The sequence below is a fragment of the Streptomyces sp. NPDC002580 genome (assembly GCF_042889485.1).
Classification (GTDB): domain Bacteria; phylum Actinomycetota; class Actinomycetes; order Streptomycetales; family Streptomycetaceae; genus Streptomyces.
In genome coordinates this window covers 293,900-315,688 of sequence record NZ_JBIAQZ010000008.1, presented here as the reverse complement: position 1 = coordinate 315,688, position 21,789 = coordinate 293,900, and the positions used below count along the sequence as shown (strand labels likewise).

Below are 21,789 nucleotides of genomic sequence, written 5' to 3'. Positions count from 1 at the left end.
GGGAGGCCGGTGCCGGCGGGGACGGCGTCAGGCGCCGGGGGGCCGCGGTTGGCGGGCGGTCAGCGACAGAGAGCGCTGCAGGTGCGCCGCAGGTCCACGTAGCGGCACACCACGCCGGGGTGCGTCGTGAGCATGCTGCACATCCTGGGGCCGCGTCTCGGCGGCTGTCAATGGACACCAATTGGTGTCTCATTGGTCGGGACGGACCTGACCACCGGTCAGCTGCCCTTCGGGGAAAGGCGGGAGAGCCGACCGCCGGCCGCGCCCTGACCGCTGGTCAGAAACCCGTCAGGGCGCGGCGGTCGCGTCGCGGCCCCCGGCCGGGTGTTCCGCGGCCTCGTCCGGGTGCAGCCACACGGGGCCGTTGCCCGTCCCGACCCGGACGGCCCCGGCGGGGGGCCAGGGGCCGTCGGTCAGCACGGCGCGCTCCGGGTCGGTCAGGCTGCGGTACCGGGCGAGCGCCTCCGAGGGGGCCGCCCGCACGGCGTCCGCCGCCAGTGAGGGTCTCACCGCGTCGAACGCCGCCACGTACTCCTCGTACGGCCGCCAGCCGGGCACGACACGGCACCCGGTGGGAGCGCGGACCAGCAGGGTCGGCAGCGCGTAGCGGTACCCGCCGTCGGCGGTCTCCTTGAGGGTTCCGGGATGAGGTGAGGCGCCGCCCGCCGACAGCACCTCGCGGACCGGCCGGCGTGCCTCGGCGCGGTCGGCGCGCACCGCCTCCAGCACGGCCGCCGAAGCCGCGTCGGCGCGGAGCCGGTCGAGGTCCAGGCCGGGCACGCCCCGTACCGCCGACTCCGCGAGCGCGGCGGTGTCCGCCGGCTCTCCGAGGACGAAGACGCTCTCCCGCAGTCGTCGCAGCACCCGATCGGCCACCACGTCGCCCTGCCGCTCGGCGGCCTTGGCGACCAGGGACGCGGGCCACGAACTCGCCGCGACCCGGCTCAGCCGCGGTGCCCGTGGCGCCCGCGTGTGGGCGCTGATGTCCTCGACGTACCGCGCGTACCAGGCGGTCTCCGCCGCCGGGTCCGGCGGCGGGTCGTCGTCGTGGTCGAAGAGCACGCAGTACGCGCGGCGCCAGTGGACCCGGCCCGCCAGTCCGGCGCGGAGCCGGCGGAACACCGGCTCCGAGCCCCAGGCCCACGGACACAGCGGATCGGTGTACTCCACCACCTCCACCTCCACCTCCACCTCCACCGCGTCCGGGGCCGGCGGTGTCGGCGGGGCCGTCACGCGGCTCCCTTCCGGGCCCGCGGTCCGTCCGCCTCGGCGGGCAGCAGGGTGGACAGCGTGGTGCCGCCCAGAACCGCCGCCGCCTCCGCCTCGATACGGCGCCACAGTCCAGGCAGTCCGGAGGCGGGGCCCGGATAGTCGAGCCCGGCCAGCGGCTCACTCCGCAGGGTGATCAGTTCGCCGTCCATGGCGCGCAGGACGTCGAGCAGGGAGATCTCTTCGGCGGGCCGGCCGAGCCAGTAGCCGCCCTCGCAGCCGCGCTGGCTGCGCACCAGGCCGGCTCTGCGCAGTTCGCCCACCACGGACTTGAGGAACCGGAACGGGATCTGCTGCGAGGAGGCGATGGCCTCGCAGGTGAGCGGGCGGGCCGGTTCGCGGGCGAGTTCCAGCAGGGCCCGCGTGGCGTAGTCCGCCTTCGCGGAGATATGCATGCGCACATGATGCCCGACACGGTGTCCGCCAAGACGGTTTCCACGGGTTCCCCACGAACATTGCGGGAACATTGCCGCAGGTGAAGGGCAATGGACACCTCTTGACATCCTTTTCCGGGCCGCTCTAGCGTCCCTGTCATGAGCGAGTCGTTGACCACCCCCGGCGAAGGTTTCCACCCCCATCTCCAGGACGCCGCAGGGCAGTCGGCATCACCCCTGCGCACCCGCCTGCACCACGTCCGTGCCGACGCCCTCGACGGCGGGACGGCGCAGACCGGCGGCATGCGCAGGTTCGCCGCCGTCAGCGGGGCCACCGTCGGCTCCGAGAAGCTGTGGATGGGCCAGACCCACGTCGCCCCCTCCACCTCCTCCTCCGACCACCACCACGGGGCGTCCGAGACCGCCATCTACGTGGTGAGCGGACATCCCGAGTTCGTCTTCCTCGACGACTCGGGGGCCGAGCCCGAGGAAGTACGCCTGCGCACCTCCCCCGGTGACTACATCTTCGTGCCCCCGTTCGTGCCGCACCGCGAGGAGAACCCGGACCCCGCCGAAGAGGCCGTCGTCGTCATCGCCCGCAGCACACAGGAGGCGATCGTGGTCAACCTGCCGCAGCTGTACGTGCTCCGGCCCGGGGACGGAGCCTGAAGGAACCGGCCGCCGGGTCGACGCGCACCCCGGTCGACGTGTTCTCCAGCACGCGTTCCCCTCGCCCCGATGGGCCGCCCGTCATGACCCGGAGTCGAGCGCCCCGCGCTTCCCGCACCCGCGCGGGAGCCGCGACGGCCGGTGGGTACCGTAGCGAGAAGACCGCCGTGACCGGCGAACGCACCGGACCCCGGAAGGAACCGACGAGACATGCGCGTCATCGTGGCCCGCGCCCTGACGGAGGCGTTCGGATGAACGGCACCGGGGCACACGGCGCCGAGGAACCCGTCCTGCTGCGCACCGAAGGACGCGCCGCCCACATCATCCTCAACCGGCCGAGGGCGCTGAACGCGCTGAACCACGCGATGGTGCGCCGGATCGACCGGGCGCTCGCCGCCTGGGAACACGACCCGGCCGTCGAGACCGTGGTCATCACCGGCGCCGGCGAGCGCGGGCTGTGCGCGGGCGGCGACATCCGCGTCGTCCACGACGACGCGCGCGACGGGGACGGCACCGCCTCCGCCGCCTTCTGGCGCGACGAGTACCACCTCAACGCCCGCATCGCCCGCTATCCCAAGCCGTACGTGGCCGTCATGGACGGCATCGTCATGGGCGGCGGCGTCGGTGTCTCCGCGCACGGCGGCGTCCGGGTCGTCACCGAGCGGTCGAGGATCGCCATGCCCGAGACCGGGATCGGCTTCGTCCCCGATGTCGGCGGCACCCACCTGCTCGCCCTCGCCCCGGGCGAGCTGGGCACCCACCTCGCCCTCACGGGCGCCTCGATCGGCGCGGCCGACGCCCTGCTGTGCGGCCTCGCCGACCACTACCTGCCCTCCGCGTCGCTCCGGGAGTTCGTCGCCGACCTGGCCGACAGACCCGTACGGGAGGCTCTCGCCCGCCACGCGCGGGCGGCGCCCCCGGCCGAACTGGCCGACCGGCGGGAGTGGATCGACGCCTGCTACTCCGCCGACACGGTGGAGGAGATCCTGCGACGCCTGTTCGCGGTCGGTGACCCGGCGGCCAAGGAGACCGCCGAGATCCTCCTCGGCAACTCGCCCACCGCGCTGAAGGTCACGCTGGCCGCCCTGCGCCGCGCCCGGCGGCTCGGCCGGCTGGAGCCCGTCCTGGACCAGGAGTTCCGGGTCTCCTGCGCGGCCCTGTCCGCCCCCGACCTCGTGGAGGGCGTCCGGGCCCAGATCATCGACAAGGACCGCGACCCGCACTGGTCCCCGGCCACCCTCGCCGAGGTCACCGACGCCGACGTCGAACGCTTCTTCGTCTCCTTGGGAGAGGGCGAACTCGGGCTCGCGTGACCGGCACCGCGCTGACGCGGGCGGCCGGGCGGGACGCTCGCGCCCACGGCCCCGGCCGCCCCGCGGCGGCCGGGGGCCCCTCGGAGTTCGTTCCGAACTGCCTTCAGCTGTAAGTGAGTTGTGAGGGACGCGTACCGAACTCGGCAGGCCCGACAGCCGGGTCGCCCGCCGGGGCGCGGGTGACCCACCCCGTCCCAGGAGACCCGTCACCTGGGACGAGAGGAAGATCACGGCGGACGGCGCGGTCTTGGCGGTGAACTCGCCAGGCGGTACGGTCGGTCCGATATTGATGACGTCAAGACGGAAGCCGGTGGAAATCCGGCACGGTCGCGCCACTGTGAACGGGACGCCCAGCCATGCTGGGCGCCGCGTGAGTCAGACCCGTAGGCGTCATCCTGTGCACCACCGAGATGGGACGCGAACTCCCGAGGAGGTCCTGCCATGGCGCAGACCGTCGCTCCGCCGACCGCCACCACCCCCGCCCTTCCGGCCAAGCTGCCGATCGGCGCGATCGCCCCCTGGGCGGTCTTCTTCGGCATCCTGATGCTGGTCCTGCTGTACTTCGTCGGCGCCGAACAGGGCGCCACCTCCGTCGTCTCGGGCGAGGACGTCCACGAATGGGTGCACGACGCCCGCCACCTGCTCGGTTTCCCCTGCCACTGACGCGAGGGACAGCACTCACCCATGAACTCCGCAACGGTAAGAAACCTGCTCGTGCGAGGCATGCTCGCCGGTCTCGCGGCCGGTGTACTCGCCCTGGTCGTCGCCTACTTCCTCGGTGAACCGAGCGTGGACAGCGCGATCGCCTTCGAGGAGGCCCAGGCCTCCGGGCACGAGCACGAGGTCGAACTCGTCTCCCGCAGTCTCCAGTCCACCGCCGGACTCGCGACCGGTGTCCTGCTCTACGGCATCGCCTTCGGCGGCATCGCCGCGCTCGCCTACTGCTTCGCGCTCGGCCGCGTGGGCCGCCTCGGCCCCCGCGCGACCGCGCTGCTGCTGTCGGGGACCGCACTGATCGCCGTCTACGTCGTGCCGTTCCTGAAGTACCCGGCCAACCCGCCGGCCGTCGGTGACCACGAGACCATCGGCAAGCGGACCACCCTGTACTTCCTGATGATGGTCCTCGGTGTGCTCCTGGCGATCGGCGCCACCGTCCTCGGCAAGCGCCTCGCGCCGACGGTGGGCACCTGGTACGCGACGGTCGCCGCCGTGGCGGCCTTCGTGGTCGTGATCGGCCTGGCCTACGAGTTCCTGCCCGCGATCAACGAGGTGCCAGGTGACTTCCCGGCCACCGTGCTGTGGCGGTTCCGGCTCTCCGCCCTGGCCATCCAGACGGTCCTGTGGGGCGGATTCGGCCTCGTCTTCGGCGAGTTGGCCGAACGCGTGCTGAACCCCAGGCCCGCCGCGGTCGCGGCCGGACGATCGGTCCCGGCCGCGCGCTGATCCTTCGGGACGTGCGTTTTCGGACGTGCCTCCGGTACGGAGAAGGGCTCCTCGGAATCCTCCGAGGGGCCCTTCCGCGTTTCGGTGCCCAGGCGGCCGGGTCGTGGCGGATACCGCGAGGCCTTGGGGCGACGGGCGCGGGACCGGTGGGTCATCCGCCCCCGCGTGGCTCAGGGCGCTTCGCGGCCGAACGCCTTCAGAATGCGTTCCGCGGCGAGCGTCGCCGTCAACCCGCCCTCCCGCACCTGCCGTTCGAGGTCGGGGGCGAGCGCCCGTACCGCCTGGTCGGAGTGCAGCCGGCCGAGGAGTTCGTCGCGGACCATCGTCCAGGTCCAGTCGACCTGCTGGTCACGGCGTTTGTCGGCGAGGCGGCCGGTCGAGTCGAGCAGGGTGCGGTGCTGTTCCAGACGCTCCCAGACGGTGTCCAGACCCGACGACTCCCGGGCGCTGCAACTCAGCACGGGCGGCGTCCACACCGCGTCCTTGCCGTGCATCAGCCGCAGGGCGCCCGCCAGTTCACGCGCCGCCGACTGCGCGTCGCGCTCGTGCGGGCCGTCCGCCTTGTTGACGGCGATCACGTCGGCCAGCTCCAGGACACCCTTCTTGATGCCCTGCAACTGGTCTCCGGTGCGGGCCAGCGTCAACAGCAGGAACGAGTCCACCATGTTGGCGACGGCCGTCTCGGACTGGCCGACCCCGACCGTCTCCACCAGCACCACGTCGTAGCCGGCCGCCTCCATCACCACGATCGACTCGCGGGTCGCCTTCGCCACCCCGCCGAGCGTGCCGGCGGTGGGGGAGGGGCGGATGAACGCGGCCGGATCGACGGCCAGTCGCTCCATCCGGGTCTTGTCGCCGAGGATCGAACCGCCCGTCCGGCTGGACGACGGATCGACGGCGAGCACCGCGACCCGGAACCCGAGCTGGGTCAGCATGGTGCCGAAGGCGTCGATGAACGTCGACTTGCCCACCCCCGGCACCCCGCTGATGCCGATCCGCCGCGCCTTGCCGCTGTGCGGGAGCAGCTCGGTCAGCAACTCCTGCGCCAGCGCCCGGTGCTGGGGCCGGGTGGACTCGACGAGCGTGATGGCACGGGCGACCAGCGCCCGCTTCCCGTCGAGCACACCCTTGACATAGGTGTCGAGTTCGATCACAGGTCGTGCCCGAGACCGGCAGAGAGCCGCTCGACGAGGTCGTACGCCGCGTCCGGGATCACCGTCCCGGGTGGGAACACGGCGGCCGCGCCCATCTCCAGCAGCGTCGGCACGTCCTGCGGCGGGATCACCCCGCCGACCACGACCATGATGTCCTCGCGGCCCTCCGCCGCCAGCTCCTCGCGCAGCGCGGGGACGAGGGTGAGGTGCCCGGCGGCCAGCGAGGAGACGCCCACGATGTGCACGTCCGCCTCCACGGCCTGGCGGGCGACCTCGCCCGGCGTCTGGAACAGCGGGCCGACGTCGACGTCGAAGCCGAGGTCGGCGAACGCGGTCGCGATCACCTTCTGGCCGCGGTCGTGACCGTCCTGGCCCATCTTCGCGACCAGGATGCGCGGGCGACGGCCCTCGGCCTCCTCGAACGCGTCCACCAGGGTGCGGGTGCGGTCCACGGACGGCGACTCCCCTGCCTCGTTGCGGTACACGCCGGAGATCGTACGGATCTGGCCCGCGTGGCGCCCGTACACCTTCTCCAGGGCGTCGGAGATCTCCCCGACGGTGGCCATCGCGCGGGCCGCGCGGACCGCCAGTTCCAGCAGGTTGCCCTCACCGGCGGCCGCCCGCGTCAGGTCCTCCAGCGCGTCCTGGACGGCCCGGTCGTCGCGCTCGGCCCGCAGCCGCCGCAGCTTCTCGATCTGCTGGGTGCGCACGGAGGAGTTGTCGACCTTGAGGACGTCGATCTTCTCGTCGGTCTCCACGCGGTACTTGTTGACGCCGATGACCGGCTGGCGGCCGGAGTCGATGCGGGCCTGGGTACGGGCCGCCGCCTCCTCGATCCGGAGCTTCGGGATGCCGGCGTCGATGGCCTGCGCCATGCCGCCCGCGGCCTCGACCTCCTCGATGTGCTGCCAGGCCCGGCGGGCGAGGTCGTACGTCAGCTTCTCGACGTAGGCGCTGCCGCCCCACGGGTCGATGACCCGGGTCGTACCGGACTCCTGCTGGATCAGCAGCTGCGTGTTGCGGGCGATCCGCGCGGAGAAGTCGGTGGGCAGGGCGAGGGCCTCGTCCAGGGCGTTGGTGTGCAGCGACTGGGTGTGGCCCTGGGTGGCGGCCATGGCCTCCACGCACGTACGCGTCACGTTGTTGAACACGTCCTGGGCGGTCAGCGACCAGCCGGACGTCTGCGAATGGGTGCGCAGGGAGAGCGACTTGGCGTTCTGCGGGTCGAACTGCTTTACCATCTTCGCCCACAGCAGGCGCGCCGCCCGCAGCTTGGCGACCTCCATGAAGAAGTTCATGCCGATCGCCCAGAAGAACGAGAGCCGCGGCGCGAACGCGTCCACGTCCAGGCCCGCCTCCCGGCCCGCCCGGATGTACTCGACACCGTCCGCGAGCGTGTACGCCAGCTCCAGGTCGGCCGTCGCGCCCGCCTCCTGGATGTGGTACCCGGAGATGGAGATGGAGTTGTAGCGCGGCATCCGCTGCGAGGTGTACGCGAAGATGTCGGAGATGATCCGCATCGACGGCTTCGGCGGATAGATGTAGGTGTTGCGGACCATGAACTCCTTCAGAATGTCGTTCTGAATGGTTCCGGCCAGCTTCTCCGGCGGTACGCCCTGTTCCTCGGCCGCCACGATGTACAGCGCGAGGACGGGCAGCACGGCGCCGTTCATCGTCATCGACACGGTCATCTTGTCCAGCGGGATGCCGTCGAAGAGCTGACGCATGTCGTAGATGGAGTCGATGGCCACGCCCGCCATGCCGACGTCGCCCGTCACCCGCGGGTGGTCGCTGTCGTAACCCCGGTGCGTGGGCAGGTCGAAGGCGATCGACAGGCCCTTCTGGCCCGCCGCGAGGTTGCGGCGGTAGAAGGCGTTGGACTCCTCGGCCGTGGAGAAACCCGCGTACTGGCGGATCGTCCAGGGCTGGTTGACGTACATCGTCGGGTACGGACCGCGCAGATACGGCGCCACGCCCGGGTACGTCTCGAGGAAGTCCAGGCCCTCCACGTCACGGCCGGTGTACAGCGGCTTGACCGCGATGCCCTCCGGGGTCTCCCAGAACGTCTCGCCGCCGGTGGCCTTCGCCGCGGCGGCGCTCCACTCGTCGGCGCTGCCTTCGGCGGTGGGCGTCCCCAGTTCGATTCCGGAGAAGTCGGGGATTCCCATCAGGACACTCCCATGCGGTCGAGGGTGGCGGAGAGGACCGCGACGGCGTCGCAGCCCGCAAAGACGTAGGCGTCCACCCCGGGGTACTCCCCGGGACGGCCGGCCAGGAAGACGTGCCGGGCACCGGCCGCGGCGAGGGCCTCGGCCGTGCTCGCCGCCTGCTCCTCGTACAGCGCGTCACTGGAGCACAGACAGGCCTCGGTGGCGCCGCTGTCCTCGAAGGTGCCGTCCGTGACGGGTTCGATGCCGCCGGCCTGGAACAGGTTCGCGACGAAGGTCGACCGGGCGGTGTGCGCGGCGGCGGGGCCGATCGTGGCCAGGTAGACACGGGGCCGGGCCCCGGTGGCGGCGAGATGCGCGTCGGAGCGGGCCCGCAGCGCCTCGTACGCCTCGTCACGCCGTACCCGCGGCAGGCCGCCGGACGGCGCGGCGGGAGCGGGCACGCGCTCGACCGGGCGCTCGGCGAGATGCGGGAACTCGCTCACGCCGGTGATCGGTTCGCGCCGCTTCGCGAGCTTCACGGAGCGCGCCGCCCAGGTCTTCGCCAGGTCCTCGCCGAGGCGGCCCGAGCGCAGCGCGGCCGCCTGGCCACCGGTCCGCTCGATCTCCTGGAAGAACTCCCAGCCCGCGTGGGCGAGTTCGTCGGTCAGCTTCTCCACGTACCAGGAGCCGCCCGCCGGGTCGATCACCCGGGACAGGTGCGACTCCTCGATGAGGATCGTGGAGGTGTTGCGGGCGATGCGCCGCGCGAAGGCGTCCGGCAGGCCGAGCGCGTCGTCGAACGGGAGGACGGTGACCGCGTCGGCGCCGCCGACCCCGGCCGCCAGTGTGGCGACGGTCGTGCGCAGCATGTTCACCCACGGGTCGCGGCGCGACATCATCACCGGCGAGGTCACCGCGTGCTGGACCTGCCCACCCGCGTTCGGTGCCCCGCTCGCCTCGGCGACCCGCGCCCACAGCCTGCGCGCCGCCCGGAACTTGGCGATCGTCAGGAACTGGTCGGCGGTCGCCGCGTAGCGGAACTCGATCTGGGCGAGGGCCTGTTCGACGGAGAGCCCGGCCTCGGTCAGCTCCCGCAGATAGGCGACCCCGGTCGCCAGGGAGGCGCCGAGCTCCTGGGCGGCCGAGCCGCCGGCCTCGTGGTACGGCAGCGCGTCCACGGTCAGCGCCCGCAGCCCCGGGTACTCCTCGGCACAGCGCAGGGCGAGCGGGAGCACCGTGGCGAAGTCCATCGCGGTTCCCGTACGGGCCTCGTGGCCGAGCGGGTCGGCGCCGAGGCTGCCGCGCGCGGCACTCGGCGCGACGCCCCGGTCCTCGTACAGCCGCAGCAGTTCCCGGGCCGCCGACTCGACGTCACGTCCCGCGTCGAGGACGACGGGCGCCAGGTCGAGGAGGACGCCCTCGAGGACCCCTTCGAGCGAGGAGAGGGGAATGCCGCCCTCGCCGACGACGAGCCACAGCGAGGTGACGCCGTTCTCGAGGTCCCCGAGCACCAGGGAGTTGTCGGCGGCCGTGTGCCGTTGGCGTACGTCCCAGCCGCCGGCGGTGTTGCCCTCGGGCCGGCCGGCCCGGACGAAGGGGGCGAATCCGGGGAAGCCGGGATCGGCGGCCGTGTCGTGCGCGGTGTACAGGGGCCTGGTGGCGAGCCCGTCCTCCAGTGAGGTGGACAGCGCGGCCTCGGCTGTCGCGCTCGAGACCTCCTTGCCCGATTTGCGCAGCACGCCTTCTACCAGGAGCTGCCACTGGTCATGGGTCGCGGAAGGGAACTCGGCGGCCAGCGCGAGCCCGTCGTTGGGCAGGACTGTCATGCTCGGATGCTAGGTCAGAGTTCTGCAGCGACAGCAGAGGCGAAGCCTGTGACCTTGACCTCTCGGCTCCGGTGATCCAGATCTCAGCCGTCCGGCCCGACGCCGTACGGGGTCCGCCGCCCGGGGCGCGAGCCGGTCCGAGGGTACGGGTGCCCGTGCCCCGGACCGGTCCGGCCGACCGGTCCGAGGGTGTCATGCCGCCGGAGCGGGCACCTTCGTCGCGGGGTCCCCGTCGACCGCCGCGGCCAGCTGGGGGACCAGCCGGTCGAGCATGTAGGGCAGGCTGAGCACCGTCACGAAGGAGACCGAGTTGCCGTAGTCGGCGGTCTCCTCGATGTAGACCTCACGCTGCTGCCGGGCCACCTTCAGGTCGCCGTACAGGGCATCCTTGTGCAGTTGGGCCTCGTCCTTGGCCGGGTCCCCGGCGATCCACACGATCGCGTCGGTGTCCAGCAGGTCGGTGCGCTCCTTGCTGATGTTGGCGCCGAACTCGTCGCCGATGACCTTGTCCAGATCGGCCGGCAGGGCGAAGCCGAGGTCGGTGAGGACGCGCGAGCGGGGGTCCTGGCTGCCGAAGACGAAGATGCCCTCGTACGGGGTGGCCATGACGGCCTCGGCTTCGGCGAACGCCGGGTTCTTCGCCGAGGCCGCCTTGAAGTCGGCCTCGACGCCGCTCACCACCGACGTGGCCTTCGCCTCCTGGCCGAGCGCCTTGCCGATGATCTCGGTCTGCTTCTGCCACGGGACACCGAAGTCGTTGTACTCCTTCGGCTGGGCGACGACCGGGGCGAACTTGGACAGGGTCGTGTACTGGGCCTTGGTGAGGCCGCCGTAGACCGCGAGGATCAGATCGGGGCGCAGCGCCGCGATCTTCTCGGTCTGCGGGCCGGTGCCGGTGTCCTTCAGCACGGTCGGGACCGCGGCACCCCCCAGCTTGTCCGCGGCCCAGGGGCCGACGGCACCCTTGTATCCGCCGAGCCACTCGGTGGTGCCGACGGGCACCTTGCCCAGGGCGAGCACCGAGTCCTGGTCGGTCAGGCCGACCGTGACGATGCGCTGCGGCTCGGACTTGACGGTGGTGCTGCCGTATTTGTGCGCGATGGTGACGGGGAAGGCCTTGTCCGTCGAGGCGGCGGGCTTGTCGGTACCGGCCTCCGACTTGTCCGACGAGCCGCAGGCCGCGACGGTGACGAGGAGCATGAGGACGCAGGCGAGCGCCGCAGCGGGCCGGGTGCCTTTCGAGGAGCCGAGCATCAGTGGTCCTTCACGGTCGGAGCGGTGGTGGTGTACGGGGGTGATCGGGGGTCGCGCGGGTGCCGGACCAGGCCTGCCAGAGCGACGCGTAGGTCCCGTCCGCGGCGCACAGCTCGTCGTGCCCGCCGCTCTCGACGATCCGGCCGTCCTCCATGACGACGATCCGGTCCGCGGCGGCGGCCTGGGTGAGGCGGTGGGCGACGACGAGCGCCGTGCGGCCCTCGACCGCCCGGGCGGCGGCCTGCTCCAGGAGCCGGGCGCCGGTGCTGCCGGCCTCGGCCGTGGCCTCGTCGAGCACGGCGACCGGCGGATCGGCCAGCACCAGCCGGGCCAGCGCGAGTTGCTGGACCTGGGCGGGGTTCAGCCGGTGGCCGTCGTCGCCGACGACCGTGCCGAGGCCCTCGGGGAGCGCCTCGACCCAGTCGAGCGCGTCGACCGTGGCCAGGGCGGCGCGCAGTTCCGCGTCGGTCGCGGCGGCCCGTGCCAGCCGCAGGTCCTCGGCGAGCGGCCCGGCGAAGACGTGCGTCTCCTGCGTGACCAGGGCGACCGGCACATCGCCGTCGGATCCGCCGGACCCGTCGGTCAGCCGGATCGAGCCGGACGTCGGGCGGTGCACGCCGGCGATGAGCTTGGCGAGCGTCGTCTTCCCCGCGCCGCTCGGGCCCACCAGGGCGACCCGTTCTCCCGGGCGCAGGGTGAGGTGGACGTCCCGCAGGACGGGCCGTCCGGGCTCGTAGGCGTGGTGGACTCCGGTCACCGTGACCGTGCCCGGTCCGGCGCCCGCGGCGAGCGGTGTCGGTGCCGGGGTCGCCTCCTCGGTCCCGGAGCCGGGGCCGTCGGCAACACCGACCAGCCGGTTGAGCGCGGCGGTGGCCGTCTGGGCGTCGTCGAGGAGCACCAGTGCGGAGTTGACCGGCGTGAACAGGCTGTGGAAGTAGAGGGCCGCGGCCGTCGCGGTGCCGATGGACACCGATCCGGCGCGTACCAGGAGGAACCCGGTGACCAGGACGGCGGCGAGACCCGCGTACTCCGCGACGTGCAGCCGGTTGTAGAACCGCAGCACCAGTTCGACGCCGCGCATGATCAGGCCGGCCGCCGACGAGGAGCGTTCGGTGACCCGCTCGGTGTGTGGTTCCTCCAGCCGGTACGCGCGCACGGTGCCGGCGCCGGCGATGGTGTCCAGCAACTGCTGGTGCTGGACACCGGTGGCGATCCGCTCGCGGGCGTACAGCGGCACGGCGTTGCGCGTGTACCAGCGGGCGGTGTGCGCCTGGACGGGCACGGCGACGAGGGCGGCCAGGAGGAATCGCCAGTCCAGCGCGGTCATCGCCGCGAGGGTGAGCACGATGGCCAGCGCGGAGCGGACCAGTTCCGGCAGGGCGGAGCGGACGGCCTCGCCGACCCTGGCGACGTCGCGGGTGACGCGGGCCGTGAGGTCTCCGGTGCCCGCCTTCTCGACCTGTTCCAGGGGGAGCCGCAGGGCCCGGTCCACGAACCGCTCGCGCAGTCGGGCGAGGACGCTCTCGCCCAGTTCGGAGACGAGGGACAGGCCGAGCGCGGTGGTGCCGCCCTGGACCAGGGCCACGACCACCAGGAGGACGACGGGGAGGGTCAGGTCGCCCGGCGGCCCGTGGTCGGCGACCACGTCCACCATGTACCCGAGCAGCGGCTGGACGAGCAGTCCCACCGCGGTGGCGGCGATCATCGTCGCGAGGGCGGCGACCGCGGTGCGCCGGTAGGGCCGGAGCAGTTCGCGCAGGGCGGCCCGCGTGCGGACCGGGGTCGCGGTGGGCAGGAGTTCGCGGGTGGTCACCGTGTCCTCGTTCCGGTCCGCCGGGGTGTCGTTCATGCCAGGACCGCCGAGCGGTAGATCTCCTCGCGGCCCACCAGTTCGGCGTGCGGGCCGGTGTCCGTGACCTGGCCGCCGTGGAGGAGGACGACCCGGTCGGTGACCGAGAGCAGCGCGGGGCTGGTCGTCACGAGGACCGTGGTGCGGCCCTTGCGGATCTCGCGGATCCCGGCGGCGATACGGGCCTCGGTCACCGTGTCGACCGCGGTGGTCGGATCGTGGAGCACCAGGACGGGCCGGTCGGCGGCGAGCGCGCGGGCGAGGGCGACCCGTTGGCGCTGGCCGCCGGAGAGCGAGCGGCCCCGCTCGCCGACGGCGGTGTGTTCGCCGTCGGGCAGGGTCTCGGACACCTGGGTCACACCGGCCGCCGTCATCGCGGGTTCCGGCTCGGTGGACTCGGGGGCGGCGGCCGTGACGTTGCCGCGGACGGTGCCCTCGAAGAGGTCCGCGTCGTGCTCGGCCACCAGCACCACCGCCCTGATCCCGGCCGGGTCCAGATCGCGCAGGGACACCCCGTCCAGCTCCACCGATCCCGCGTCGGGGTCGGTCTGCCGGCCCAGACAGATCAGCAGATCGGTGGCGTGCGCCGGGTCGGTAACGACCACCCCGAGCAGTTCGCCGGGGGCGATGTCCAGGTCGAGCCCGCGCAGCCCGCCGTGGGTGAGACCGTTCAGCCGTACGGCGCCGCGCACCGGCTGCGGAAGCGAAGCGCCGCCCGCGGTGACGGCGGGCGCGGTGGCCAGCACCTCCGCGATCCGGGCGGCCGAGGCGCGGCCCTGGGCGAGCTCGGCGTTGACCCAGGCGAGCACCTCCAGCGGGCCGACCAGGAAGAGGGCGAGACCGACCGCCGACACCAACTGGCCCAGGCTGATGGTCCCCTGGGCGGCGAGCCGGCCGCCGACCAGCGCGACGGCTGCGATCAGACAACCGGTCAGCGCCAGGACCATGCCGCTCTGGAAGGCCTGCGCGCGGGCGGCGCGCAGGGTGGCGCGCAGCGAGTCGCGGCTGGTGGCGCGGTAGCGGTCGATCGCCGTCGACTCGCCGCCGATGCCCTTGAGGATCCGCAGTCCGGTCACCAGGTCCGCCGCGATCGCCGAGGCGTGGGCGGCCCGTTCCTGCTCGGCCTCGCTGCGGGTCTCCAGCGGCTTGCTCAGCAGGTGTCCCAGCCACAGGAGGACGGGAGTGCCCAGCAGGACGACCAGACCGAGGGTGACCGAGGTGCGCAGCAGCACGACCGCGCAGGTGGTGATGCCCACCAGGGCCGCGAAGCCGAGGGGGAGTGCCAGGTTGACGGCGCCCACCCGCTTGGCGTCCTCGGTCGCGATGCTGGCCAGCGCGCCGGGGAGCCTGTCCCGCTCCGTGCCTCCCCGGGGGTCGAGGACCCGCCGTACGAGGGTGACGCGCAGGCCGTGTTCGGCCCGGACGGCGGCCAGTTCACCGGACCAGGCGCCGATCCGGAAGCTCAGGGCCAGTCCCACGTAGACCGCGGCCAGTACCGCGAGCCACAGCACGAGGGCACCCGTGTCCGACTTGGTGACGGCGCGGTCTATGACGACGCCGATGAGGGCGGGGACCAGGGCTTCGCCGATCTGGTGCCCGGAGCCGAGGAGCGCGCTGAGCGCCACGCGCCCGCGCTGTCCCGTGACCGATTCCCTCAGGACGCCACGTCCCGACGGATGTGCAGCACTCATCCGACCCCTCCGGGAAAGGACGACGAAAACTTAGGTGAGGCTACCTTAAGTTCGAGCCCCGCACGCCGTGCGGACACGAACGGTTCCGCCCTCGCGCGGGACAGGACGCCACAAGGCGTCGTGTCGTCCTGTCCGATGCGAACTGCCGTTCATCTAACGGGAGTTCACGCGGGTGCGGCGGTCCGCGCGGCCATGTCGCCCGCGCGCCGGGTGAGCAGGGAGTCGAGGATCTCGCCGGACCGTACGGCGGTGGTGGACAGCAGGGTGGAGGTGAGGCCGTGCGTGTGCTCGGTCGCTCCCTGGACGTAGACGCCGGCCGTCACCTCGGGCGAGAACTCCACCCGGTGGTCACGGCCGACGAGCACCGCGTCCTTGTCGTCCCGCAGGCAGAGCTTCGAGGCCCGGCCCAGCAGCGTGTCGAGGTCCCTGGGGCGGTAGCCGGTCGCGTGGACGAGGAGGTCGGAGGAGATGATCTCCCGTTCCCCGGTGGGGAGATACTCGACCGTGACGTCCAGCCGGTCGTCGAGCGCCGACACGTCCCGGATGCGGGAGACGTTGCGCAGCCGGAGACGCTCCTTGCCCAGCACCTTCTCGCGGTACATGGTCGCGTACAGCGCCTCGATCAGGTCCATGTCGACCACCGAGTAGTTGGTGCCGCGGTGGTAGTCGACCAGGGACTGTTTCACCTCCGGGGAGGACCGGAAGTAGACGTCCACCGCCTCCGGGTCGAAGATCCGGTTGGCGAAGGGGCTGTCGTCGGCCGGGGTGTAGCCGTACTTGGCGAAGACCGCGCAGATCTCCGCCTCGGGGAAGGACCGGTGCAGGTAGTCGACCGCCTCCGCCCCGCTCTGACCCGCGCCGAGGACCAGGATGCGGCCGACCGGGGCACCCGCCCCGGTCAACTCGGCCACCCGCGGCACGAGTTCGCTGTTGTGCCAGACCCGGTCCGACAGGGCGGTGTCCGGAGGCAGGTGGGGTTCCAGGCCGACGGCCACCGAGATGTTGCGGGCCCGCCGGGTGGTCGTGCGTTCCGGGTGGCCGGGAACCCGGCTGGTCACGTCGAACCAGCGGACCTCCCCGTCCTCCCGGGTCACCGGCTCGACCGAGACGACCTCGGAGTCGTAGCCCACGAGGTGCGAGAGCCGGGCCGCGGCCCACTCGAAGTACGCGTGGAACTCGATCCGCAGGGGGAAGAGCGTCTTCGCGTTGAGGAAGTCCACCAGCCTGCCGCGCTCCCGCAGGAAGCAGAGGAAGGTGAAGTCGCTGGTCGGGTTGCGCATCGTGACCAGGTCCTTGAGGAACGAGACCTGCATCGTCGCGTCGTCGATCAGCATGCCGCGGTGCCAGCCGAAGGAGGGCTGTCGCTCCAGGAACTCCGCGCGGATCCGGTCCTCGGCCGAGGCTCGGGCGTTGTGCTCCTCGATGGCGATGGCCAGTGCGAGATTTGACGGCCCGAAACCGATCCCGAGCACGTCATGAATGGCGTCAGGTTCGTCGTGCAGTGCGTTCACCGCAACTTCCCTTCCCTTGGGCGCCCCTGATGGTAAATAAGGTTAGCCTTACCTTGCAATGGTGCTCGAAGAGAGGATCGACTATGCGGGTCGTCATGTTCGGCTACCAGACCTGGGGCCATCGCACGCTCCAGGCGCTCCTGGAGTCCGACCACGAGGTGGTCCTGGCGGTCACCCACCCCAAGAGCGATCACGCCTACGAGAAGATCTGGGACGACTCCGTGGCCGACCTCGCCGAGAAGCACGGCGTCCCGGTGCTGCTGCGCAACCGGCCCGACGACCCCGAACTCCTGGCCGCGCTGCGGGACTCGGCCCCCGACATCATCGTCGCCAACAACTGGCGCACTGTTCTGCCGCCCGAGGTCTTCGACCTCCCCGCGCACGGCACGCTCAACATCCACGACTCCCTGCTGCCGGCCTACGCGGGCTTCTCGCCCCTCATCTGGGCGCTGATCAACGGGGAGCGCGAAGTCGGCGTGACCGCGCACCGGATGAACGCCGAACTCGACGCGGGCGACATCCTGTTGCAGCGGGCGGTCCCGGTCGGCGCGACCGACACGGTCACCGACCTCTTCCACCGCACCGTCGACCTGATCACGCCCGTGGTGACCGAGTCCCTCGACCTGATCGCGTCCGGTCGGGCCCGCTGGACACCGCAGGACCGCAGCCGGGCCAGTTTCTTCCACAAGCGGTCCCCGGAGGACAGCCGGATCGACTGGACCTGGCCTGCCGAGGACCTTCAGCGTCTCGTCCGCGCCCAGTCCGACCCGTACCCCAACGCCTTCACGCACCACCGAGGTGAACGGCTCCGTATCGTCGAGGCCGGGGTGTCGCGGGGCTGCTACGGCGGTACCCCGGGGCGGATCTTCATCCGCGAGGGCGACGGGATCGTCGTCGTCGCCGGGGCGCAGGCCAGGAACGGCCGGCTGCCCGGGCTGCTGGTCCGGCGGGTGCGCACCGAGGACGGCGCCGAACACGCGGCCACCGACTACTTCCGGACCATGGGCGGCTACCTCACCGCCCGTCCGTGAGCGGCCTGCCGGGGCTCGCCGACCGGGCCGTGTCACCGGAGCGACTGCGTGGCCGTACGGTCGTCGTCAAGTACGGCGGACACGCCATGACCGACGAGCCGCTCCGGCGGGCCTTCGCGAGAGACGTCCTCGCCCTGCGGCAGGGCGGGGTCGACGTGGTCGTGGTGCACGGGGGCGGCCCGCAGATCGGCGCCCATCTGGACCGGCTCGGCCTCGAGTCCGCCTTCCTGAACGGACTTCGGGTCACCACGCCCGAGACCATGGACGTCGTGCGCATGGTGCTCTCCGGCAAGGTCCAGAAGGAACTCGTCGGACTGCTCAACGAGGACGGCGCCTTGGCCGTCGGGCTCAGCGGCGAGGACGCGCGCACGCTCACCGCCGTCAAACGCTTCGCCGAAGTGGCCGGTGAGCGTGTGGACATCGGGCTGGTCGGCGACGTCGTCCGGGTGAACACGGCGGTCCTGGGCATCCTGCTGGAGCATCGTCACATTCCGGTGGTCTCCTCCGTGGGCCGGGGCGAGGACGGCCAGGTCTACAACGTCAACGCGGACACCGCCGCCGGGGCGGTGGCCGCCGCGCTCGGCGCGTACGCGCTGGTCGTCCTCACCGACGTGCCCGGACTGTACGCCGACTGGCCGGCCGGTGACCGGGTGGTCGACCGGATCGCCGCGCGGGACCTGGAGTCGCTGCTGCCCCGGCTCGGCGGCGGGATGGTGCCCAAGACGGAAGCGTGCCTGCGGGCCGTCCGCGCCGGAGTGGAGGAGGCCCGGATCCTCGACGGCCGCGTGCCGCACGCCCTCCTCGCCGGCCTGTCGGGGGACGGCGGAACCGGCACGACCGTCCTGCCGGACACCAGGGCGTAGCCGCCCCGCGGCGGACCGGCACGGCCACGGTCGCACGAGGTGCCCCGTGCGACCGCGCGCCTGTGGGGGAGGGATGGTCGCGGCGCTCTCAGTCGGCGGCCCGTGCCGCGGTCTCCAGCGAGGGCGCTCCGTGGTGTCGGCCCATCGGAATCACCAGCGGGGTGCCGCTGACCGGGTCCGTGGTGATCCGGCAGTTCAGGTCGAAGACGTCCTCGACGGTCTTGACGGTGATGACCTCGGCCGGGGTGCCCTCGGCCGCGATCCGTCCGGACTTCATGGCGACGACGTGGTCGGCGTACCGGCATGCCTGGTTCAGGTCGTGGAGCACCATCACGACGGTCCGGTGCTCCCGTCGGTTGAGATCGGTGATCAGGTCGAGCACGTCGATCTGGTGGGCCAGGTCCAGATAGGTGGTCGGTTCGTCGAGCAGCAGGACCTCGGTGCCCTGGGCGACCGCCATGGCGATCCAGGCGCGCTGGCGCTGGCCGCCGGAGAGTTCGTCGACGGGCCGGTCCGCGAGGTCGGTCATGCCGGTGGCGGCCAGCGCCTGCCGTACGGCCTGCTCGTCCGCCCGCGACCACTGCCGCCACCAGGTCTGGTGCGGTGAGCGGCCGCGGTTGACCAGGTCGACGACGGTGAGTCCCTCGGGTGCGACGGGAGACTGCGGCAGGATGCCGAGGCGCTGGGCGAGTTCCCTGGAGGGCATGGAGTGCAGTGCGCGGCCGTCCAGCCGGACCGTGCCCGCGCGGGGTGCCATCAGCCGTGCCAGGGCGCGGAGCAGGGTGGACTTGCCGCAGGCGTTGGCGCCGACGATCGCGGTGATCCGGCCCGGCGGGACGACGAGGTCGAGGCCGTCCACCACCAGTCGGCTGTCGTAGGCCAGCCGAAGGCCGCTCGCCCGCAGATCCGGCCCCGCGCCCGGACCGGGACGGTCGGCCGGGAGCGAGTGGGCCGGAAGCGGGTCGGCCACAAGCGAGTCGGCCGGAAAGGAGCCGGTCGGAGGGGAATCAGGTGGGCCGGAACCAGCCGGGTCGGAACCGGCCGGCAGGGATGTCGTCGACAAGGGCTCAGCCGACATGCAATCAACCTCCTGAACCCGCGCGGTTGGCGCGGACGAGCAGCCAGAGCAGGATCGGCGCGCCGAGGACGCCGGTGACGATGCCGACCGGGAGTTCCGTGTCGGAGAGGAGCGTGCGGGCGATGAGGTCGCTGCCCAGGACCACCAGGGCCCCGGTGAGCGCCGAGGCGACGGTGGGCGGCCAGGCGGTGCGGGCCAGGCGCTGGGCGATCTGTGGGGCGGCGAGCGCGACGAAGGCGACGGGTCCGGCGGCCGCCGTGGCGAAGGCGATCAGCCCGACTCCGGTGAGCAGGACGGAGAGCCGGACGAGCTGGACCCGGGTGCCGAGGCCGGTGGCGACGTCGTCGCCGAGCTGGAGGGTGCGCAGCAGCCGGCCGAGCAGGAGTGCCGCCGGTGCCAGGAACGCCAGCGCGACGGCGAGGGGACGGGTCTCGTCCCAGGTGCGGCCGTTGAGGTTGCCGACCAGCCAGCCGAGGGCGGCCTGTGCCTCGAACCGTCCGCCCTTGGCCATCAGGTAGTCGGTGGCGCTCGCGCACATCCAGGAGATCCCGATCCCGACCAGGATGATCCGGTAGCCGGTGGTGCCGTGCCGCCACGCGAGAAGGTGGACGAGCAGGGCCGTGGCCAGCGCGCCGAGCAGTCCCAGGGTCTGGGTTCCCAGGCCCCCGTCCCACCCGAGCACGATGCCCGCCACCACCGCGGTGCCCGCCCCTTGGGTGAGGCCGATCATGTCGGGGCTGGCCAGGGGATTGCGGGTCATGGTCTGGAACAGCGCGCCGGAGGCGCCGAACGCGAGGCCGGCCAGCAGGCCGACGAGGGCGCGCGGCAGCCGCAGGTCCTGGACCACCAGGACGGTACCGGGGTCGCCGGAGGCGCCCAGGGCGCGTACGACGTCCGCGAAGGCGATCGGATAGTCGCCGATCGTCAGGCCCCAGCAGAACAGCAGGAAGGTGCCGGCACCCAGCACGGAGCACAGGGCGACCAGCCGGGGCCGCAGGATTCCCGAGACCGGCGGGACGGCCAGACGGTAGGCGCGGAAGGAGGACGGGAGCGGTGGCGGGGCCGAACCGCCCCGGTCGGCAGGCGGGTTCGTGGTGGGCAGGACGGAGACGGGTTCGGGCACGTTACACCTCGGCCAGGCGTTGGCGGCGGACCAGGGCGATGAAGAAGGGTCCCCCGATGAAGGCGACGACGACACCCGCCTGGACCTCGGTGGGCCGGGCCACGACCCGTCCGACGATGTCGGCGGCCAGCAGCAGGCAGGGGGCGAGCACGCCCGACAGCGGAAGCAGCCACCGCTGGTCCGGGCCGATCCCCGCCGCGCGGGCGAGGACCCGGGCGATGTGCGGGACGACCAGGCCGATGAAGACGACGGGGCCGATGACCGAGACGGCCGCACCGGTCAGCAGGGTGATCGCGGTGACCCCCTGGAGCCGGACCAGCCCGAGCCGGCGTCCGAGCGAGGCCGCCACGTCGTCGCCCAGGGCCAGGCTGTTGAGGGCCGGGGCGCAGGCCAGTGCCAGCACCGCGCCCACCGCGAGGAAGGGCAGGATCCGCAGGACGGTGGCACCGTCCTGGTCGGCCATGGAGCCCGCGGACCAGAAGCGGTAGCGGTCGAGCGCGTCCGGGTCGGTGAGCGCGATGGCACTGGTCAGGGAGGACAGCATCGAGGTCACGGCGACGCCGGCGAGCGCCAGTTTCACCGGGGTCAGGCCGGAACGGCCCAGCCTGCCGAGGAAGTAGACGAGCACGCTCGCCGCGAAGGCGCCGGCGAAGGCGAACCAGACGTATCCGTAGAACGATCCGAGCCCGAAGGCGCCGACGGCCACGACGATGGCGAAGGAGGCCCCGGCGCTGACCCCGAGCACACCGGGGTCGGCGAGCGGATTGCGGGTGAGGGCCTGCATGAGGGCACCGGCCAGTCCCAGGGCCGCTCCGGCGGTGAGCCCCAGCGTGGTGCGGGGGACGCGTGCCGTCCAGACGATGTTGTCGACGAGCCGGCTCGGCGGATGCCCGAACAGCGCCCGGACCACCGCGTCCAGGGGAATTCCGGCCGCGCCGACGGCTACGGACAGCAGGCAGAGCCCGGCCAGGACGGCGCTGAGCGACGCCACGAGAAAGAGTGGGCGGATGTGCTTGCCCCCGGTCATCTTGCGGTCTCCAACGGCCAACTCCCTTGGGTAAGGCAGGCCTTAATCGTAGTGGGCGACTGGGGGACGCCGCCGAGAACAGGGCCTTTTGGTTAGGTAATCCTTACCTTAGTATGGCCGCGGTCCTCCGGCTGAGCCGGTTCCGCGCATTCGGGAGGCACGGT

Annotated in this window: 18 protein-coding genes and 1 riboswitch; of the genes, 6 read left to right on the top strand and 12 right to left on the bottom strand. The window is 72.4% G+C overall.

Annotation, left to right across the window (positions count from 1 at the left end):
- Window positions 1-288: 288 nt before the first annotated feature.
- Window positions 289-1,233, bottom strand: a complete 945-nt coding sequence (locus tag ACFYW7_RS25210) for a DsbA family protein (RefSeq protein WP_389506088.1) — start codon at window positions 1,231-1,233, stop codon at window positions 289-291.
- A complete protein-coding gene (locus tag ACFYW7_RS25205; RefSeq protein ID WP_389506086.1) occupies window positions 1,230-1,664 on the bottom strand; it encodes an RrF2 family transcriptional regulator in 435 nt (144 codons plus the stop codon). Before ACFYW7_RS25205 ends, ACFYW7_RS25210 begins: the two co-directional genes overlap by 4 nt.
- 138 nt (window positions 1,665-1,802) lie before the next feature.
- Between ACFYW7_RS25205 and ACFYW7_RS25200 the strand changes: the two genes are divergently transcribed.
- The 4 genes from ACFYW7_RS25200 (at window position 1,803) to ACFYW7_RS25185 (ending at window position 5,068) form a co-directional block, all read left to right on the top strand.
- Window positions 1,803-2,312, top strand: coding sequence for a cupin domain-containing protein (locus ACFYW7_RS25200; RefSeq protein WP_389506084.1), 510 nt, complete (start codon window positions 1,803-1,805; stop codon window positions 2,310-2,312).
- Between the two features lie 251 nt (window positions 2,313-2,563).
- Window positions 2,564-3,625 carry an enoyl-CoA hydratase/isomerase family protein gene (locus ACFYW7_RS25195; RefSeq protein WP_389506082.1) on the top strand — a complete coding sequence of 354 codons (1,062 nt, stop codon included), beginning with the start codon at window positions 2,564-2,566 and terminating at the stop codon, window positions 3,623-3,625.
- A 255-nt stretch (window positions 3,626-3,880) separates the two neighbouring features.
- Window positions 3,881-4,026, top strand: a riboswitch (cobalamin riboswitch).
- Window positions 4,027-4,066: 40 nt separating this feature from the next.
- Window positions 4,067-4,288: a CbtB-domain containing protein gene (locus tag ACFYW7_RS25190; protein WP_389506080.1), complete on the top strand. Its 222-nt coding sequence runs from the start codon at window positions 4,067-4,069 to the stop codon at window positions 4,286-4,288.
- Between the two features lie 21 nt (window positions 4,289-4,309).
- Window positions 4,310-5,068: a CbtA family protein gene (locus ACFYW7_RS25185; protein ID WP_389506078.1), complete on the top strand. Its 759-nt coding sequence runs from the start codon at window positions 4,310-4,312 to the stop codon at window positions 5,066-5,068.
- Window positions 5,069-5,238: 170 nt separating this feature from the next.
- Here the strand turns inward: ACFYW7_RS25185 and meaB are convergent, their stop codons facing one another.
- From meaB to ACFYW7_RS25150, 7 genes are all read right to left on the bottom strand, one after another.
- Window positions 5,239-6,222, bottom strand: coding sequence for a methylmalonyl Co-A mutase-associated GTPase MeaB (meaB, locus tag ACFYW7_RS25180; protein WP_389506076.1), 984 nt, complete (start codon window positions 6,220-6,222; stop codon window positions 5,239-5,241).
- On the bottom strand, window positions 6,219-8,390 hold the full coding sequence (gene scpA / locus ACFYW7_RS25175; protein WP_389506074.1) for a methylmalonyl-CoA mutase: 2,172 nt from the start codon (window positions 8,388-8,390) through the stop codon (window positions 6,219-6,221). Before scpA ends, meaB begins: the two co-directional genes overlap by 4 nt.
- Entirely contained in the window at window positions 8,390-10,198 is a 1,809-nt protein-coding gene (locus ACFYW7_RS25170; RefSeq protein ID WP_389506072.1) for a methylmalonyl-CoA mutase family protein, read from the bottom strand. Before ACFYW7_RS25170 ends, scpA begins: the two co-directional genes overlap by 1 nt.
- Window positions 10,199-10,390: 192 nt before the next feature.
- Complete coding sequence (locus tag ACFYW7_RS25165; protein ID WP_389506070.1) at window positions 10,391-11,452, bottom strand: iron-siderophore ABC transporter substrate-binding protein; 1,062 nt, start codon at window positions 11,450-11,452, stop codon at window positions 10,391-10,393.
- A gap of 10 nt (window positions 11,453-11,462) precedes the next feature.
- Window positions 11,463-13,301 carry an ABC transporter ATP-binding protein gene (locus tag ACFYW7_RS25160; protein WP_389506068.1) on the bottom strand — a complete coding sequence of 613 codons (1,839 nt, stop codon included), beginning with the start codon at window positions 13,299-13,301 and terminating at the stop codon, window positions 11,463-11,465.
- Window positions 13,298-14,992 (bottom strand): ABC transporter ATP-binding protein, encoded by a 1,695-nt coding sequence (locus ACFYW7_RS25155; RefSeq protein WP_389506066.1) that lies wholly within the window; start codon window positions 14,990-14,992, stop codon window positions 13,298-13,300. The genes ACFYW7_RS25160 and ACFYW7_RS25155 overlap by 4 nt, the downstream gene beginning before the upstream one ends.
- 164 nt (window positions 14,993-15,156) lie before the next feature.
- On the bottom strand, window positions 15,157-16,503 hold the full coding sequence (locus ACFYW7_RS25150) for a lysine N(6)-hydroxylase/L-ornithine N(5)-oxygenase family protein (protein WP_389506064.1): 1,347 nt from the start codon (window positions 16,501-16,503) through the stop codon (window positions 15,157-15,159).
- 83 nt (window positions 16,504-16,586) lie between these two features.
- Between ACFYW7_RS25150 and ACFYW7_RS25145 the strand changes: the two genes are divergently transcribed.
- Window positions 16,587-17,534, top strand: a complete 948-nt coding sequence (locus ACFYW7_RS25145; RefSeq protein WP_389506062.1) for a methionyl-tRNA formyltransferase — start codon at window positions 16,587-16,589, stop codon at window positions 17,532-17,534.
- Window positions 17,531-18,397, top strand: a complete 867-nt coding sequence (gene argB, locus ACFYW7_RS25140; RefSeq protein ID WP_389506060.1) for an acetylglutamate kinase — start codon at window positions 17,531-17,533, stop codon at window positions 18,395-18,397. Before ACFYW7_RS25145 ends, argB begins: the two co-directional genes overlap by 4 nt.
- Window positions 18,398-18,485: 88 nt before the next feature.
- Here the strand turns inward: argB and ACFYW7_RS25135 are convergent, their stop codons facing one another.
- The 3 genes from ACFYW7_RS25135 to ACFYW7_RS25125 all read right to left on the bottom strand — a co-directional run bounded on the left by ACFYW7_RS25135 (window position 18,486) and on the right by ACFYW7_RS25125 (window position 21,625).
- Window positions 18,486-19,367, bottom strand: coding sequence for an ABC transporter ATP-binding protein (locus tag ACFYW7_RS25135; protein ID WP_389506058.1), 882 nt, complete (start codon window positions 19,365-19,367; stop codon window positions 18,486-18,488).
- A gap of 112 nt (window positions 19,368-19,479) precedes the next feature.
- Complete coding sequence (locus tag ACFYW7_RS25130; protein WP_389506459.1) at window positions 19,480-20,499, bottom strand: FecCD family ABC transporter permease; 1,020 nt, start codon at window positions 20,497-20,499, stop codon at window positions 19,480-19,482.
- A 100-nt stretch (window positions 20,500-20,599) separates the two neighbouring features.
- On the bottom strand, window positions 20,600-21,625 hold the full coding sequence (locus tag ACFYW7_RS25125) for a FecCD family ABC transporter permease (RefSeq protein WP_389506457.1): 1,026 nt from the start codon (window positions 21,623-21,625) through the stop codon (window positions 20,600-20,602).
- Between the last annotated feature and the right edge of the window lie 164 nt (window positions 21,626-21,789).